Source organism: Kribbella sp. NPDC051936 (assembly GCF_040680955.1).
Classification (GTDB): Bacteria; Actinomycetota; Actinomycetes; order Propionibacteriales; family Kribbellaceae; genus Kribbella.
In genome coordinates this window covers 53,205-67,082 of record NZ_JBFAXS010000012.1, presented here as the reverse complement: position 1 = coordinate 67,082, position 13,878 = coordinate 53,205, and the positions used below count along the sequence as shown (strand labels likewise).

Genomic DNA, 13,878 nt, shown 5'->3' with positions numbered 1-13,878 from the left:
GTGGACGGGAAGTCTTGTTGGCCGGCCAGCTGGTTTCCGGGGTGCTGGTGGGGTTGGGGACGGGAAGATCTGCGGTTGGCTGGTGCTGACGGTTACGTGTCAAGCGGCGGTTGAGTCGGGGCGGGCGGGGTCGAGGGTGGCGGCGCCGAAGAGCTGGTATCCGCAGCCGGGGCAGTAGCGGCCTTCGGTGTGTCCGTCGAGTGCGATGAGGGTGTAGTCGTCGCCGGGTTCGAGGACGGTGGGGCACCAGTCGTGTCCGTCCAAGTGCTCGCTGGCGACCCAGTCGCAGAGAAAGGTGCTGTCAGCAACGGCGTGGTAGACGGTGACCTCCGCGTAGGCGTTGACGTACGTCCGGTGGTCGACGTTGTAGGTCGTGGTCATGATTGGTGCCCTTCCTGTAGCGGTTGGTGTGTCGGTGATTCGGTGATTCGGTGTTCGCCCTCGTCTCTGGGACCCCGTGGATTCCAGAAGCGAGAGCCAGCAACGATCACTGGTTCACAGCGTGTTCATCCGCAACATGTGGCGGACGGTGGAGAGAGTGAGCCGTCGATCACCCAGTGGGGTGAAATAGGTAGGCGTCACTCGTCGGCCTGTCCTGTCGACGTAGAGGACGATCGAATAGCCGGTGTATTCGTCGTCCGATTGCTTGATCACGACGTACGGGCCGTAACGCTCTTGACGCTTGACCTGCACGTGATAGCCCTGCGTTCGAGCGAGGATGATCGTCTGGCGTACACGTGGTGGTAGGCCGTGCCCTTCACCTGGCTGAATGGTCATCGATCCTCCTCGGGCTACTCGTCGGGTTCGAAGGTGGATTCGCAGACGCCGCAGGTGATCTCGCCTTCTTCGAGGACTGCTTTAGCGACGCGGATACGCCGTGGGCATTGGCATGCGCACGCCATGGCGTTGTTGTTGTTCTTCTTCGAGGTACCGGCCACCATCTCGGGGTGGCGGTAGGCGATGAGCGCCTTCTTCAGTTCGGTCAGGACGCTCTTGTAGGTGGTCGCCGTCTCCCTCCGGAGCGTGCAGGGTGACCAGCCGATGCGGGGGTCTTTGGTCGTGTCGAGGCCGAGTTCACCGGCGAGTGCGGCGAACTTCTGGTTGTGCCAGCGGCCCTGGCGGCTGGTGTCTTTGATCTCGCGGACGTTGGCGAGCGCGTGTGCGGCTTCGTGGAGCAGGGTGGTGAAGACCTGTTCGACGGGTCGTTTGAGCCCTTCGCCGGAGATGAGGACTTCGGCGAGGGCGTGTTCGCCGTGCTGCCAGCGGGCGGCGGCGAAGTGTCCGTACTTGGCTTGTTTGCTGGCGGTGCCGGAGCCGACGATGACCACGACGGCGGGGATTTCCTGGTGATTGGAGCGGATCGCTGTCCAGGCGGTTTCGAGTGCGGAGACCAGTTCCGCGGTCGTGTACTCGTCTTGACGCTTACGTGTCAGACGGGCCCTGGGCGACCCAGTCCGGGTCGTCTGCGAAGTGGTGGCCTTCTTGGCGCGCTTGATGGTGACCGAGACAGCCGGGTGACTGCCGCCCGTGGATAGTTCCTTGAGCTTGTTGCGTACGGCAATCAGTGAGGTGTAGCCGTGCGCGCGTCCACCTTCAGTGGCACGGACAGTGTCCATGTGGGCTTGGACCGCTTTGTGTGCGGCGGTGGGTGTGCCGTTGTAGACGGCGGTGGTTTTGGTGACCGTCCAGCCGGTGATGGTGGCGAGCGCGGTCGTGTTGTGGTTGGTAAGTCCGGTGAGTTTCGTGGTGGTCGCGGGCCTCGCGGCCATGGTCACGGGGGAAGGTGCCAGGGTGGCCGGCATGTCGATGAGATCGAGTTGTCCAGGGACCTGGACGACCGGTGCGAGATCGGTGGTCATGGTCAGTCCTCCTCGTTTTCGTCTTCTTCGGAGAGGGAAGGGTGGTGGTAGGCCCACAGGAGCAGGAGGTCGAGGGCGTCACGATCACGCTCGTTGGCTTCCTGCCAGGCGTGGAGGATGTTGTCGGCGAGTGCGTTCAAGTCGACGCTGCCGGTGCTTGCCAGGGAGGCGAAGGCCCGTCCCTGGTATCCGGGTGACTGCCATCCGGCGGCGATGGCCAGAGCCGAGCTGTCGGTGATTCGCGCGCTGTCGCCTCTGGCGGCTACGACGGTGACACGTTCGATGTCGGCGGCCAGTTCCCAACTGGACGCGTGACGCTTGTCGTTGGTCGTGATGGTTGTGGTCACCATTGCTCTCCTCTTTCGTGTGCTTGGGTTTTGGCGCAGATGAGGTGACAGGGGCGCCCGGTGTAGGGGTCGCGCATGAAGGCGTTGTGTCCGCAGATGTCGCAGGGCCACGGGTCGCCGACTGTCGTGTGTGCCCAGTCCTCGGCTCGCTCGGAGCGGTGTGTCTTCTTGGACGGGGTCTTCTTCTTGACCGGCTCAGATGCCGGTGCGGTGGGTGTTGCGGTGGAGTCTGAGGTGTCGACGGCCAAGGTCTCTTGGCCTTGACAGTTACGTGTCACGCGGCGCCGGTGTGCCCGGTTGGTTGCCGCGCGCATCATTTCTCGCTGAGGACTACGGGTCGCAGTTCGGCGACGTGGCGCTGGACCAGGAAGGGCAGGCCCTGGTGGTTGAGGTAGACGTACCACCAGTTGGTGTCGTGCTGGCCGATGATTCGGCCTTGGTACCAGCCCCAGTGGTGAGGGCAGTAGCCCACGGGGACACGGCCAAAGGCGTAGTCGGCGCCGTCGCCGTAGATGTCGTCGTTGTAGGGGGTCCAGACGAGGGATCGGTCGGGGAACCGTCCGTCGTTGGTGATGAAGGTGTCGGTGTCTTGGAGGTAGGTCTTCCAGGACTCGTAGGAGGCGGACGCTGCCGACTCGCTCTTGCGTGGTTGGCTCATGGCTGGTCCTCCGTCCAGTCGTCGGGTACGTAGACCTGTTCCTTGGTCCAGGTGTCGGTCTGTGTGGCGTGCTGTACGAGGTGTTCTTCGAGCAATGCGCGTGCCTCGTAGCAGGCGTCGATGAGTTGGCTGAGTGCGGTGACGGAGCCGGTGATGAGTTCGAGTTCGATCGGTGTGTTGCCGAGGTCGATTGCGACCAGCGGGGTTTCGCCGTTGCAGGCGAGGTTGATGCCGGCCACGGTGTCGTCGGTGAATTGGTAGCCGATGAACATGCGGTCGTCGCGTTCGCCGCCGTTGGCGTCGTAGTAGCTCATGACGCCACCGCCTGAGTGATTGTGGTGTCTCGGACGACGTAGGCGCGTTGCCAAGATCCGTTGTGGGCTTGGCCGTTTCGGAGTGCTGACCAGCACACCCCGCAGCGGTGGGGTTGGTCGGGTGAGTAGACGAAGGCTCCGCAGTCGTGGAGCCAGCCGGTGTTGCCGTCGGTGTCGCGGACGCTGGTGAAGGCGTCGGCGGGGACGGGCTTGATGGTGATCATGGGCTTATGCCGCCTTTCGGAGGTGTACTGCGCGGCGGACGAGCTGGTTGACGTGGTCGTCTTCGAGGTGTGCCGTCTTGAGTCGGCGGGGGAATCCGCCTTCGGCACGGAGCAGTCCGACGCCGAGGGCTTCGGGTTCGATGTCCACGGCGGTGTGGCCTTGTTTGGCCCAGCCGGTGCCGAGGATGATGTCGCTGCTGGAGTCGGTCGCGCATCGGAATGCGAGCCGGTAGCCGAACAGGTCCCGCAGTGAGGTCGGGACGATGTCAGCGCTGGGGCGCTGTGTGGATGCGACGGTGATGATGCCCGCAGCGCGGCCACGAGCGACGACGTCACGCACCAGCGTGCGGAACTCTTCTTGCTGTTCCTTGGTGCCGACGGTGACGGTGAAGTACGCCAGCTCATCGATGCACAGGAGCTTGGCCCGGAACCCGTCGCCGGGGACGATCTTCTTTCGGCCTGTGCGTGCCAGGTGCAGGTAGCGTTCGTCCAGGTCTTTCTGGAGTTCCCGCAGGACGCGGAGCGCCTTGGTCATGTCGTTGCCGACGAACTCTTTCGCGACCGGTGCGTACGGCAACAGTTCAACGATCTTGCCGTCGATGAGGATGAGATCCACGTCGATGCACAGTGCGGCGTGGGCGACGATGTTGCCTTGGGCTACGGACTTGCCCGCGCCGGGTTCACCGCCGATGAGGATGTTGCGGTACATCAGCGTCACGCGGACACGTTTGCCGCGTGCGTCGAGGCCGAGGTAGATCGGGTTGTAGATGGACAGTGCACTTTTGGGTGCGGGGGTGACCCCCGGCTTGAGCCGGGGGAGCACCGATTTCGGTTTGAAGCTAGACATAGTCGGACACGTCTTCTCCGTTGGAGCCCAAGATCACCGTCTGGCTGTCGTTCACGGCAGCGGTGGTCTTGGTCTTGGAAGTTCGAGTGCGGGTCTCAGCAGCAGTGCCGGTTTTGGCCGGCGGCTGTGTGGTGGACTCGTCGGGGGCGCTGTCGGTGGTGTCTGGCGCGAGGAAGGCCATGACGGCGTCGTCGGCGACTGCCGCTTCGGGCATGTCGCTGGTGTCGTTGAGCAGTGGTGAGGTGATGTGTGTCTTCGCCAGGGGGTCGCGGCGGTCGATGTCGATCCGCACGATGGCGGCGTTGCGTTTCGAGCGGGCGATGGTGGCCTTGCTTGCCCAACAAGCGGAGGCCAGGCTTTCGGCCTTGTTGTCGAGGTCTTCGACTGACTGGCCGGGGCGCATCCACAGCCAGACGACCTGGCCGGTTTTCGTGGAGAAGCACGCCAGGATGAACGGGATGTTCCCCGAGTAGTTCAGGATCCGCATCTCGATCAGGCATGCGCGGAGACGGTGCCGGGTGATGAGACACCACATCCGGTTCAGGGTGAACCGGCGTGCGGGGTTGTCGGTGACGATCCATCCGCAGAGGACGATGATCAGCAGAGCGTTGAGCCACAGCGGGTTGGACCGGAAGTAGCCGGTGATCGCGTCGCCGTGAGCGATGACGATGTAGACGACGGTCGCGACCAGGAGCAGTTCCCAGCGCCAGCGCCAGACGGTGAGCAGCAGTTTGACCGGCCAGGTCTGCTGCGGTCGGGTGATGGTTTCGATCGCGCCGCGTGCGACGCTGCCGCGTGGTGCTCGACGCGTCGAGCGTGTGCGGGTAGATTTGGGCATGACAAGACCTCCCTTGTAGGGGGTTGCGTCAGGAGAGACACGAAGCCGGGAAAGGTTTCCTAGGCCAAGAGCCCGACTTCGTGTCCAGTTCCAGGGAGCGGCCCTTTCGAGGGCCGTTCTTGGTTTCCAGCGGTTGTACTAGTGATTGATGACCGGTGTTGACACGTACGCGTCAACCGCGGTGGCTTCACCCGATTCCGTGGGCGGGGCCGACTTCCAGACCGCGTACGCGTAGTCGCGTGCGGCGTACAGATCGAGGCGACGATCACAAGCCTCGCGGTACAGGTCGAGCAGTTGCCAGAACGCCTCCGAGGCGTAGACGGCGGTTGCATCGTTGCTGATCGCAACGACAGGTTCAGCCCGGTTCAGGCTGTCGGCGATGGCCTTGTCGAAGAAGACGATCACCAGTTCGATCTCGATGATTTCGTTGCACTTGGCCACGTACTCGGACCGTGCTTGATTCGCTGTGACGGATCGATCTTCCATCGGTTGCGACATGACTACCCCTTAGCTGAGCAGTTGCACGAGATCACGGGATCAGTGGAGAACTAGGCAGCCTTGCCAGCCGCCTGAGCGTTCAGAGACTTCGCCCGGTACGCGACACCGTTCCGCCCATTGGTGGCCCACGGCATGGCCTCAAGCTCGACCGGTACGACGGTCTGACCCACGTTGATCTTCGGCATGGCGTTGCCGGCCAAAGTCACGTTGATCATCTCGCCGCCCGTCTCGTCGAGCGCCATCACCTGGACCGTCCAGAGCGGCTCCTTGGTGATCCGGTCGAACTTCTGACGGTCGTTCTGGTCCTTCTTCTCCTCCACGCCCTTGGTGACCGTGAACGTCTTGCCCGTGGTGTCGATGGTCAGCTTCATGAGGAATCGCCCCTTCTAGGCGTCCGACCCGCTCCCGTTGAGCAGGTGTTCTAGTTCAGATACTAGAACACCTATGTCGAGTCTTCAAGCACTCAGCGCGACGAATTTCTAACTGACGGTTGACACGTACGCGTCAACCGCCTAGATGGTCAGTCGCCGAGCCGACCCCGATACGTCACTCGGCCGTACGTGATGCTCTCGCCGTACTCCAGTACGTCGCCTGCGTCGTCGTAGATCCAGTTCCGCCCGAGCATGATCAGGGCGCCATCGTCCAAGCCGAGGCTCTCTGCCTGATCGGCTGTTGCTATCGCCGGTTCGAACTGGTCTTGCCAGGCGTCGACGTTGCGCTTCAGGGTGTTCGCGACGTACATGAATGTGCCCTCGCGGATGCGCTCCGAGGTCAACAGGAGCGGCGCACGCTTCGCCAGGTCGCCTCGAAAGTACGACGTTGACGCGGAGACTGGCTTCCCGTCAGCCCTGAATGTCCTGCGCACACGGCGGATAACCGGGCTTCCGACCTTGATTCCGAGGGCATCGGCAATCTGCTCCGTAGCCTCTCCTAGCCCCGCGTCGGTGATCTTCGCGTACTGGCCTGTCGGGTACACCTTGCCGGTACGTCGAGCCTTGCCGACGCGATCGTTCGCCGCTCGTCCGCGTTCCTCTTCCGTTGTGACAAGGCTTCCGACGCCACGCTCTGGCTTGATGTATCCCTCAGCGCGCAGAGCTGACAATGCCTTCTGGGCGGTCGCGATAGCCACACCGTAATCGCGCATCAGCGAGCGGACCGAGGGCACCAGGTCGCCGGCCTGTAGATCGCCATTCGAGATCCTGCTTCGGATCTCATTCGCGATCTGCTGATACGGGGGAGCGGGGCGCTCCAACTTCGGGGGCATGACTGACCTCAACGTCTCCAATCGGTGTTCTAGAACACCACCATCATAGGTGTTGGAGTGCGAGAGGGTCTAGTAATCGTCCCGCGCGTTGACGCGGTCGATGCCGCCATAGCCTGTGGCCGCCACAGAGCGGGCAATCTCAACATCATGAGGATCCGGTTCAATCCCCTGCTCTCTGGCTGCGAGCAGGCGTTTGTGCACCTTCTGCAGCTCCAACACGTCAGCCAGCCGTGCTTCTGCGATCTCGTCCCAGGTGGCCATCGTCAATCCCACTTCAGACCGGTGATGCGTTCGTACATGGCAACGTAGCGTGCCCGCGTCTCCTCAATGACCGCCGAAGGGATCTCAGGGCCTGGAGGAGTCTTGTCCCAGGTGCCAAGGTCACGTGCCCAATCGCGTACGAACTGCTTGTCGTAGGAGATCTGCCGCTGCCCTGGCTTCCAGTCCTCGTCACGCCAGTACCTCGAGGAATCCGAGGTCAGAACCTCGTCCGCCAGGACCAAGGTGCCGTCCTTGGCGAGTCCGAACTCAAACTTCGTGTCTGCGAGGTGCACCCCGCGACCATCGGTGATCGCCGTAGCGCGTTTGAAGAGCTCTAGCGTCTTCTCCTTCAGAGCTTCCGCGAGCTCCGCTCCAACGGCCTCCGAAACCTCATCGAAGGTCATCGGCTCGTCGTGCCCGTCCTCAGGAGCGGTCTTGGTCGTAGGTGTGAACACCGGCTCCGGGAGCTTGTCGCCTTCGAGCAGTCCAGGCTTGATCTCAACGCCTGAGATCTTCCCGGTCTCCCGGTAGGCGTCCCAGCCGAGACCCGCCAAGTAGCCGCGGGCGATGCACTCGACCTGCACAATGTCGACTTGCTGGCACCGCACAGCGCGGCCCTCGAATTCGGCCGGCACATCAGTTGCTGAGATGACGTGGTTCGGCATGACATCCGCCAACTGCTCGAACCACCACAGCGACAGCGATGTCAGCAACTTCCCCTTGTCAGGGATCGGTGTCGGCAGCACCACGTCATAGACCGACACGCGATCAGTCGCAACCAGGATCACCTCTCCCGGGCGATCGCTGTACACATCCCGAACCTTGCCCCGATGCAGTAGCTCCACGCCACTGTTCTAGCACACCCCAGTTCTAGCTGCGACCGGTGGCATCGTCAGGTCGTAGAGGAGGTTCCTCTTCCTCGGTTACGGCGACTGAGGGAGGAGCAACCGATGGCCGAACATCGGACCCGTACGTGAACCCGTGCGCGGCGTAGAGCGCCTGAACGGTTTCCTTTACGGCTCGCCAGTTGAAGACAATGCCTAAGTCCATCAATTGATTCAAGACGACGTGCCGTGGGCGGGCGGTGACGAGCTGGGCTTGGTCTTGCTGAACGTGAACCGAAGCGACTAGGCCTGCAAACATCACCCGGCTCGCGCCGACATGTATGGTTCCGTTCTCTCGGTAGCCGTTGAGTTGAGCGATGAAGACGGGACTGCCACTACTGCCGGGGAAGATTGACGCATCGATGAGGAAGGCAGGCAGTCCGTTGTAGTCAAGCGCGACAGGAGTGGCGATGTGTCCCCACCGAGCAATTGGTGTCAAGTTGACCTTGTCGAACAAGGCGTTGGGATACCCAACGAACGCAACAGGCTCCAGAGGGTCCAGGTCTGCCGCCGCCGAGTTTGAAGGAAAGTTCTCCTCGCCGATTGCACGGAAGAAGGTCTGCTTACCTTCAGCGGCCGCCCTATTGATGAAGGGGCCGAGGAACATCGCAGAAACGTCGACATTCGGATCAGGATGACCCGTCCAGTGGCGAGCAAGATCCTCGTCGGCGAAGTTGATTCGCGTGCCGAGTTTGACGGTGTTGCCGCTGGCGTCTGTCGAGTCCCGCTCTGCCAGGCTGAACGATCCTGGCCCGCGCTCAGCAACAACATGCTTGTTCGAGACCAGGACGTATACCTGACTCTCTCCGGAGGGCACGACGAACACGAAGGCCGTTCCTGCGCTGCTACTCGTTTGGACGAGTGACGTCGTAAACAGCAGTTGCTGAAGCGGTGACTTGACCTGCACGACACGGCCCCCTCAGGCTGATCTCGTTGTGCGGAGCCTAGCGGTCCCCGCCTGTATCTCCCCCGGGACACCGTGCCCTTCGTGCCCTTCGGACTCATGACAAGTTTCTCTACGTCTTCAAGACGGGCCCCTCCAGGGCCCGAAAGCGCGCCGCCACCACAGGGCGGGCCGCCTGCCCGCCACTCCGCTAGCGCTCCGTTCTGGGCGCGTCCCTTGGCTTGGCGCGCACGTGCCAAAGGGTGCCGGGTCGAAGACAGCAGAACTCGCCATCAACGCTCGACACCCTGCCGGTGCAGAAGTCGCCGGGAATGGCCGGCTACCTGCCTCCTTCACTCGGTTGGCCGAGCCGCCCGCCGGTTCCGTGGGTTCCCGCATCGCCCCGCTAGCAATCATGGAGAGGACGGTCCGGCACGGCACGCGTCAAGGGCGCCTACGGCGTCCCTCCGGGATCTCCGACCCTTGACCCGCACCGCACCGAACCTAAGGTCGGCAGCTATCGGGGCGATGCGGGAGGTCTGCCCGCGCGCTTGACACGTAACCGTCAATCTTCAGACGGGGATGCGAGCGCGTGGCGAACAATATCTACCGGCTGAAGCTCCGGACCATCACCGAATACCTGCCTGAGACCTGCGCCCGCACCGACACCTAGCAACTGATGTTCGGGTTTGAATTCATTTGAATAACCCTCTCGCATGGCGCGGAGCAGTTCTTTCAGGAAGGGAGAAATCCGAGAGTATACCCATTGCTCGTCGGCGAGCATGGGATCGATGAGAGTAACCTTTGGTTTGGGGCGATCGGTGAACCAGCGACGGATAGCTGCATTGATGTGATCGTCACGGAACGAATATCCAACAACGACCAGGCGCTCGCAGGTCTTGAGCATCTCTCCAAACTCTCGCAACATCGCCAGGAAAGGTCCGTCTGCGCGAAGCTTCTCGCGCTGGCCGAAGATTACGCCGAGGTTGGCGGCTCCTAGTCGTTGAAATCCATCATTGTCGGATTTCAAAAACGATCGAACTACTTCGTGAGCCATTCCGTTCTCCGTCTGCTCCATCTCGATCCTCCAGTCGAGCGAGCCATGAAGCTTCAGGAGGTAGACGTCCTTCCCCGCTTCCCAATCCCAGTCGTAGCCGCCTGACCAGAGATCGATGCCAGTTGTGAGATCTAACCCGGCCCGCCCAGCAAGCAATTCGATCGATCGATCGTAGTTGAGCGTTGCGATTGTCGTAGTGTCATCTGACCTGGCAAGCAATGGAGCTAGGTAGTCGACTGATGACCCATCGAGGTCTAAACATCCTCTCAAGGAGCCGATCATGTCGCCGCCCAGTTCGGCGAAGATTTCATCGGCGGTCGCCTCGTTAACTACAGCCCGTACGGCATCAGCAAATAGTCTATCCAGTGTGGTTCCACTGCCGGTAGTTAATGCTCTACTAAAATTGTCCTTGAAGAAGGCTGGCATGCGCCCTTTCCGTCGCATGAATCGTAATCCATCGCTCCAGGCGGAAACAAAAGGTGCGATTTCCAGGTTATCTCGATCAGACAGCATTCGGACGGCTGCGAATAGACGTTCAACATCTACGCCTGCAAAGGCATCTCCGCCCCGAGCTGTATCATGAGCGATTAGAGCCCCAATCGCGAAGTTGATCGCCGGGGATAGACCTCGGTAGGCGCCGTTGGAGCTTCGACTGATGTCTTCAACAATGCGCTGCGTCAATTGAGTCGATGTCGGAAGCCCAGCCTCAACCGACGCGCCAGCGCCCAGCAGAACCATGATGCGTTCGTCCAAGATGCCCTCCCCAGGTGCATAGAACAGGACTGAAGCCTAGCGAATCATGTAGCGACGTGGTCGAAGGAGAGGCGCCAGATGGCCCCGGCAATAGACCTTCTGCGAGCTTCGGCGAAGCTGACTCTGCTGGCACAAGTACCGACATCGGCCTGTCCGGCAGACGTCGATCGGCACCAGGTGATAGTCGGCGAACCAATCCTCGACGGACGTGAAGGCCGTCGCTGCAGTTCCCGGCCCAAGCCACAATGGGCAACACGAGGAGAGGCGCTGGCAGGCCACCGGACCATCTCCGGACAGTTGCAGTACCAGTTGCAGTACGCGGCCGTTCGCGATCGTTCATGGAAGACCAATCGCCTTGCAGATAAGGCAATGCGAACCACAGCGAACAGACGCGAACGATGGTCAGCAGCACTCGTAATGAGAAGGTCGTCGGTTCGATTCCGACAGGCGGCTCCACCAAACCCCCAGGTCAGAGGTCACTCTCCGACGCTGGGGGTTCGTCGTTCCCAGCCTCGATCGCCTTCGGTTGCCGTGGTGTCCCCGCGCCTCCTGAAGGCGTCCGCGAGGTTCGGTCAGGTGCCCGTAGAGGTCCATGGTCGTCGCCGCCGGGGCGTGCCCGGGACGCGCTGAGCCACCTTCGGGTCCCGGCGCTCGCGGGTCAGCGCTCTCCGGACCTGCCTCCGGCAGTCGCTCAGGTCGCACCGCCTTGGTGGCCGGCGTGGCCAGTTGAGTAGAGCGGCAGGCGGAACAGCATGACGGCGATCATGGCGACGCATGCCAGACCGCACACGCTCGGAACCAGTGCCTCCTGCGACACGATGCCGGTCCAGTACCCGACAATCAGCAGTACGCCGGCTGCCACGGACGACCCGGCCATCTCCAGAGTGGGTCGCCACTCCATGCGCCGGAACCGCATCCAGCCAGTCATCGCACCCGCCAGGATGACGGAGCAGATGAGCGCTGACAGCGCGGGGGCGTCCTGTCTCAGTTCGGTGAACCCGAGAAGCGCCGCGACGCCGAAGAACACGGCAATCAAGACCCCACCCCCGAGGCACATGACCGCGCACATTTCCAGGAGGTGGAAGCCGAACCGGCCGGTCGACTTCGCGGTCCGTGAGATCGGCCCGTCGCGGGCCGGAGCCTTCTTCGAGGATCTCGGTGTGTGTAGTACTCGCATGGGAACCTCCCTCGGTTGGGCCCTGACCACCGGGAGTCTCCCCGGTAGCGAACGGGGCAGCTCGTCTCTTCTGCCATCATCCGCTCCGCGCTCGTGCGCACGAGGGTCCAACGTCTCCAGCGGTCAGGGCTATGGACCCCCTGCGGGCAGCCAACCGCTTCTGGCGCCGGCCGCGCGTCGAGACCGACCTCACCATGACCATCTACGCAGCCGACCCCGGCTCCGCCACCGAAGACGCCTTGAAGCTACTCGCCAGCTGGGCCGCCACGACTACACAGAAACAAGGCCCTCGCAAGGACCAGCGAACCCCGTGAAAGCCCTGCGGACGATGGCGCTCGCTGCCCGGGCAGACCAGCTCAAGTCCTCGGCGCGCCGGATGCGACGGGAGCCACCGCGTCGGACTGATGTTGCTCCAAAAGTGGCAGACAGCCTGACTCATCTGGTGTGGTTCGCCAATAGATCCGCGACAGATTCCCGTGGCTGATGTGCGACAGGCCAGGCGTCTGGCGACCAACTTGAGGTGGCCGGCCAATGTACGGATCTGCCGAGTTCAGGACGGTCGGAGGATGTTGTCGGCAGACAGTATCGGTAATAGATCGAAGTCGATCACTCGCGATTTCCTCGAAAGGATTCATCGGTTAGCGCGCAGAGGTATAGAAACTCTCGTGCTTTCCGAGGTGCGATCGCAAACTCGTGCAGAACTGCGAGTTGCCGGAGCTGCTGCAGAAGCGTGTGCGCCCGAGCCGCTACCGTTGGTGAAGGTTTCGCCACACCGGAGACGCGCCTCTCCAGGCGAGCGAAAGCCTCCATGATGACGGCACGGGGGCGGTCATCAACCACATGCCACAAGTCCCCGTCGATCCCACCTTTCCTTTCCGCGGGCAGGTCCGGTGGGCGCGCCTGGCCGAGGGCGCGAAACGCAGCCGCGGTCAAGTCGGACCAGGTCTTCTCAAACGGCCCGACTGTGTCACGCATCCGTGCAGCGCGGGCACGCCAATCGTGCAAGCGGAAGGCGAGCGTTCCCAGCGTTACTGCCAGCCAGTACGTGACAAGGATCCCGCCTCCAACCATCGCGCCGATCTCGCCAGGTTGTGGCGAGCCCGCCACGGTGGCCGCCAGCCATCCGATCGCCCAGCCAAGCGCGCCTAGCAGCGGACCGACCACGAGCATCTGGTCAATACCGAACGGGGTCCAGTTATAGCCGAACGCGCGTTCGTCGAACCACCTGCGAAGTACCCCCGGCCGACGATCTTGCGTCATCAGCACCCCCACATCCCGATCTCCAACATGCCAAGCCCCGGGCTCCGACTGTCTCATATCAATCGGACGAGCAGGGCGACCTGGCGGCGTGTGACCTGCCAGCAGATGCGTGACACACGTCCGCCAACTGATTCTCGACCGGCATGAACCTGGCGACGACCGCGTGACACCGGCCAACGCACGGATCTGCCGAGTTCAGTGCGTTCCGTGTGGGGCCCGGCAACTTGGCGCACGTCAGGCTGCGGGACGAGACTGTTCCCGTGATGGAACGGCGGCTCTCCGGCTACTGGCGTAACGAGAAGCATCCCGAGTACCCGGACCCGACGGATCTTGTCGATGAGTCATGGGCTGCAGACGAGCGGCACCTGGTCTGGTCCTACCTCTGCAGCGGCACAATGGTCGTCTCCTACATGGGACTCTCGCCTTGCCGCGTCTGTGGCAAGCACAACGGCGCGCTGGAGTTCTCCGACGGCACCTATCAGTGGCCCGAAGGCTTAGCCCATTACGTCTACGACCACGCCGTTCGTCTACCAGCGGATCTCGTCGAGCATGCGCGCAAGCAGTTCGACGGCTTGGAGGCTGGAACCGCCACCCTCGACTGGTGGCTCGCGGCCACACGACATTGACACCGAACCGCACTCATCTGCCGCAAACAGTAGGTCGCTGACACACCGTATGCATGCGTGCGTGAGCGTGGCAATCAACAGCCTGCCGCGCTGACTGGGTTGGCAGCTACCGGAGGGTCGGGGCAAGA

At 62.5% G+C, this 13,878-nt stretch carries 18 protein-coding genes; 1 reads left to right on the top strand and 17 read right to left on the bottom strand.

The features are described 5' to 3' along the window. Positions 1 to 99 precede the first annotated feature (99 nt). The 17 genes from AB0L64_RS36285 to AB0L64_RS36205 form a co-directional block, all read right to left on the bottom strand. The gene (locus tag AB0L64_RS36285) at positions 100 to 381 is read right to left on the bottom strand and encodes a hypothetical protein (protein WP_363717522.1); all 282 of its coding nucleotides are present in this window, start codon (positions 379 to 381) and stop codon (positions 100 to 102) included. A gap of 114 nt (positions 382 to 495) precedes the next feature. Then, the gene (locus AB0L64_RS36280) at positions 496 to 777 is read right to left on the bottom strand and encodes a hypothetical protein (RefSeq protein WP_363717521.1); all 282 of its coding nucleotides are present in this window, start codon (positions 775 to 777) and stop codon (positions 496 to 498) included. Positions 778 to 791: 14 nt separating this feature from the next. Further along, on the bottom strand, positions 792 to 1,859 hold the full coding sequence (locus AB0L64_RS36275) for a hypothetical protein (RefSeq protein WP_363717520.1): 1,068 nt from the start codon (positions 1,857 to 1,859) through the stop codon (positions 792 to 794). 2 nt (positions 1,860 to 1,861) lie between these two features. Next, positions 1,862 to 2,206: a hypothetical protein gene (locus AB0L64_RS36270; protein ID WP_363717519.1), complete on the bottom strand. Its 345-nt coding sequence runs from the start codon at positions 2,204 to 2,206 to the stop codon at positions 1,862 to 1,864. Positions 2,207 to 2,519: 313 nt separating this feature from the next. Then, a complete protein-coding gene (locus tag AB0L64_RS36265) occupies positions 2,520 to 2,864 on the bottom strand; it encodes a hypothetical protein (RefSeq protein WP_363717518.1) in 345 nt (114 codons plus the stop codon). Beyond that, positions 2,861 to 3,178 carry a hypothetical protein gene (locus tag AB0L64_RS36260; protein WP_363717517.1) on the bottom strand — a complete coding sequence of 106 codons (318 nt, stop codon included), beginning with the start codon at positions 3,176 to 3,178 and terminating at the stop codon, positions 2,861 to 2,863. The genes AB0L64_RS36265 and AB0L64_RS36260 overlap by 4 nt, the downstream gene beginning before the upstream one ends. 228 nt (positions 3,179 to 3,406) lie before the next feature. Next, positions 3,407 to 4,225 (bottom strand): FtsK/SpoIIIE domain-containing protein, encoded by an 819-nt coding sequence (locus AB0L64_RS36255; RefSeq protein WP_363717516.1) that lies wholly within the window; start codon positions 4,223 to 4,225, stop codon positions 3,407 to 3,409. A 16-nt stretch (positions 4,226 to 4,241) separates the two neighbouring features. Further along, a complete protein-coding gene (locus tag AB0L64_RS36250) occupies positions 4,242 to 5,087 on the bottom strand; it encodes a hypothetical protein (RefSeq protein WP_363717515.1) in 846 nt (281 codons plus the stop codon). Positions 5,088 to 5,225: 138 nt separating this feature from the next. Then, positions 5,226 to 5,585, bottom strand: coding sequence for a hypothetical protein (locus AB0L64_RS36245; RefSeq protein WP_363717514.1), 360 nt, complete (start codon positions 5,583 to 5,585; stop codon positions 5,226 to 5,228). 50 nt (positions 5,586 to 5,635) lie between these two features. Then, positions 5,636 to 5,956, bottom strand: a complete 321-nt coding sequence (locus AB0L64_RS36240; RefSeq protein ID WP_363717513.1) for a hypothetical protein — start codon at positions 5,954 to 5,956, stop codon at positions 5,636 to 5,638. Between the two features lie 149 nt (positions 5,957 to 6,105). Then, the gene (locus AB0L64_RS36235; RefSeq protein WP_363717512.1) at positions 6,106 to 6,849 is read right to left on the bottom strand and encodes a GntR family transcriptional regulator; all 744 of its coding nucleotides are present in this window, start codon (positions 6,847 to 6,849) and stop codon (positions 6,106 to 6,108) included. 69 nt (positions 6,850 to 6,918) lie between these two features. Next, complete coding sequence (locus AB0L64_RS36230; RefSeq protein WP_141857624.1) at positions 6,919 to 7,110, bottom strand: hypothetical protein; 192 nt, start codon at positions 7,108 to 7,110, stop codon at positions 6,919 to 6,921. A 2-nt stretch (positions 7,111 to 7,112) separates the two neighbouring features. After that, positions 7,113 to 7,955, bottom strand: a complete 843-nt coding sequence (locus AB0L64_RS36225) for a phosphoribosylaminoimidazolesuccinocarboxamide synthase (RefSeq protein WP_363717510.1) — start codon at positions 7,953 to 7,955, stop codon at positions 7,113 to 7,115. A 25-nt stretch (positions 7,956 to 7,980) separates the two neighbouring features. Further along, positions 7,981 to 8,901: a hypothetical protein gene (locus AB0L64_RS36220; RefSeq protein ID WP_363717509.1), complete on the bottom strand. Its 921-nt coding sequence runs from the start codon at positions 8,899 to 8,901 to the stop codon at positions 7,981 to 7,983. 541 nt (positions 8,902 to 9,442) lie between these two features. Next, positions 9,443 to 10,687: an SIR2 family protein gene (locus AB0L64_RS36215; RefSeq protein ID WP_363717508.1), complete on the bottom strand. Its 1,245-nt coding sequence runs from the start codon at positions 10,685 to 10,687 to the stop codon at positions 9,443 to 9,445. Positions 10,688 to 11,378: 691 nt separating this feature from the next. Further along, a complete protein-coding gene (locus AB0L64_RS36210) occupies positions 11,379 to 11,864 on the bottom strand; it encodes a hypothetical protein (protein ID WP_363717507.1) in 486 nt (161 codons plus the stop codon). Positions 11,865 to 12,470: 606 nt separating this feature from the next. After that, positions 12,471 to 13,136 (bottom strand): hypothetical protein, encoded by a 666-nt coding sequence (locus AB0L64_RS36205; RefSeq protein WP_363717506.1) that lies wholly within the window; start codon positions 13,134 to 13,136, stop codon positions 12,471 to 12,473. A gap of 248 nt (positions 13,137 to 13,384) precedes the next feature. On the opposite strand from AB0L64_RS36205, the gene AB0L64_RS36200 reads away from it, so the two are divergent. Further along, positions 13,385 to 13,750 (top strand): hypothetical protein, encoded by a 366-nt coding sequence (locus AB0L64_RS36200; protein WP_363717505.1) that lies wholly within the window; start codon positions 13,385 to 13,387, stop codon positions 13,748 to 13,750. Positions 13,751 to 13,878: the final 128 nt, after the last annotated feature.

Bases quoted from the DNA above. Each gene is read 5' to 3' on its own strand.
- AB0L64_RS36285 (WP_363717522.1), bottom strand. From the start codon at position 381: ATGACCACGACCTACAACGTCGACCACCGGACGTACGTCAACGCCTAC.
- AB0L64_RS36280 (WP_363717521.1), bottom strand. From the start codon at position 777: ATGACCATTCAGCCAGGTGAAGGGCACGGCCTACCACCACGTGTACGC.
- AB0L64_RS36275 (WP_363717520.1), bottom strand. From the start codon at position 1,859: ATGACCACCGATCTCGCACCGGTCGTCCAGGTCCCTGGACAACTCGAT.
- AB0L64_RS36265 (WP_363717518.1), bottom strand. From the start codon at position 2,864: ATGAGCCAACCACGCAAGAGCGAGTCGGCAGCGTCCGCCTCCTACGAG.
- AB0L64_RS36260 (WP_363717517.1), bottom strand. From the start codon at position 3,178: ATGAGCTACTACGACGCCAACGGCGGCGAACGCGACGACCGCATGTTC.
- AB0L64_RS36250 (WP_363717515.1), bottom strand. From the start codon at position 5,087: ATGCCCAAATCTACCCGCACACGCTCGACGCGTCGAGCACCACGCGGC.
- AB0L64_RS36245 (WP_363717514.1), bottom strand. From the start codon at position 5,585: ATGTCGCAACCGATGGAAGATCGATCCGTCACAGCGAATCAAGCACGG.
- AB0L64_RS36240 (WP_363717513.1), bottom strand. From the start codon at position 5,956: ATGAAGCTGACCATCGACACCACGGGCAAGACGTTCACGGTCACCAAG.
- AB0L64_RS36235 (WP_363717512.1), bottom strand. From the start codon at position 6,849: ATGCCCCCGAAGTTGGAGCGCCCCGCTCCCCCGTATCAGCAGATCGCG.
- AB0L64_RS36230 (WP_141857624.1), bottom strand. From the start codon at position 7,110: ATGGCCACCTGGGACGAGATCGCAGAAGCACGGCTGGCTGACGTGTTG.
- AB0L64_RS36210 (WP_363717507.1), bottom strand. From the start codon at position 11,864: ATGCGAGTACTACACACACCGAGATCCTCGAAGAAGGCTCCGGCCCGC.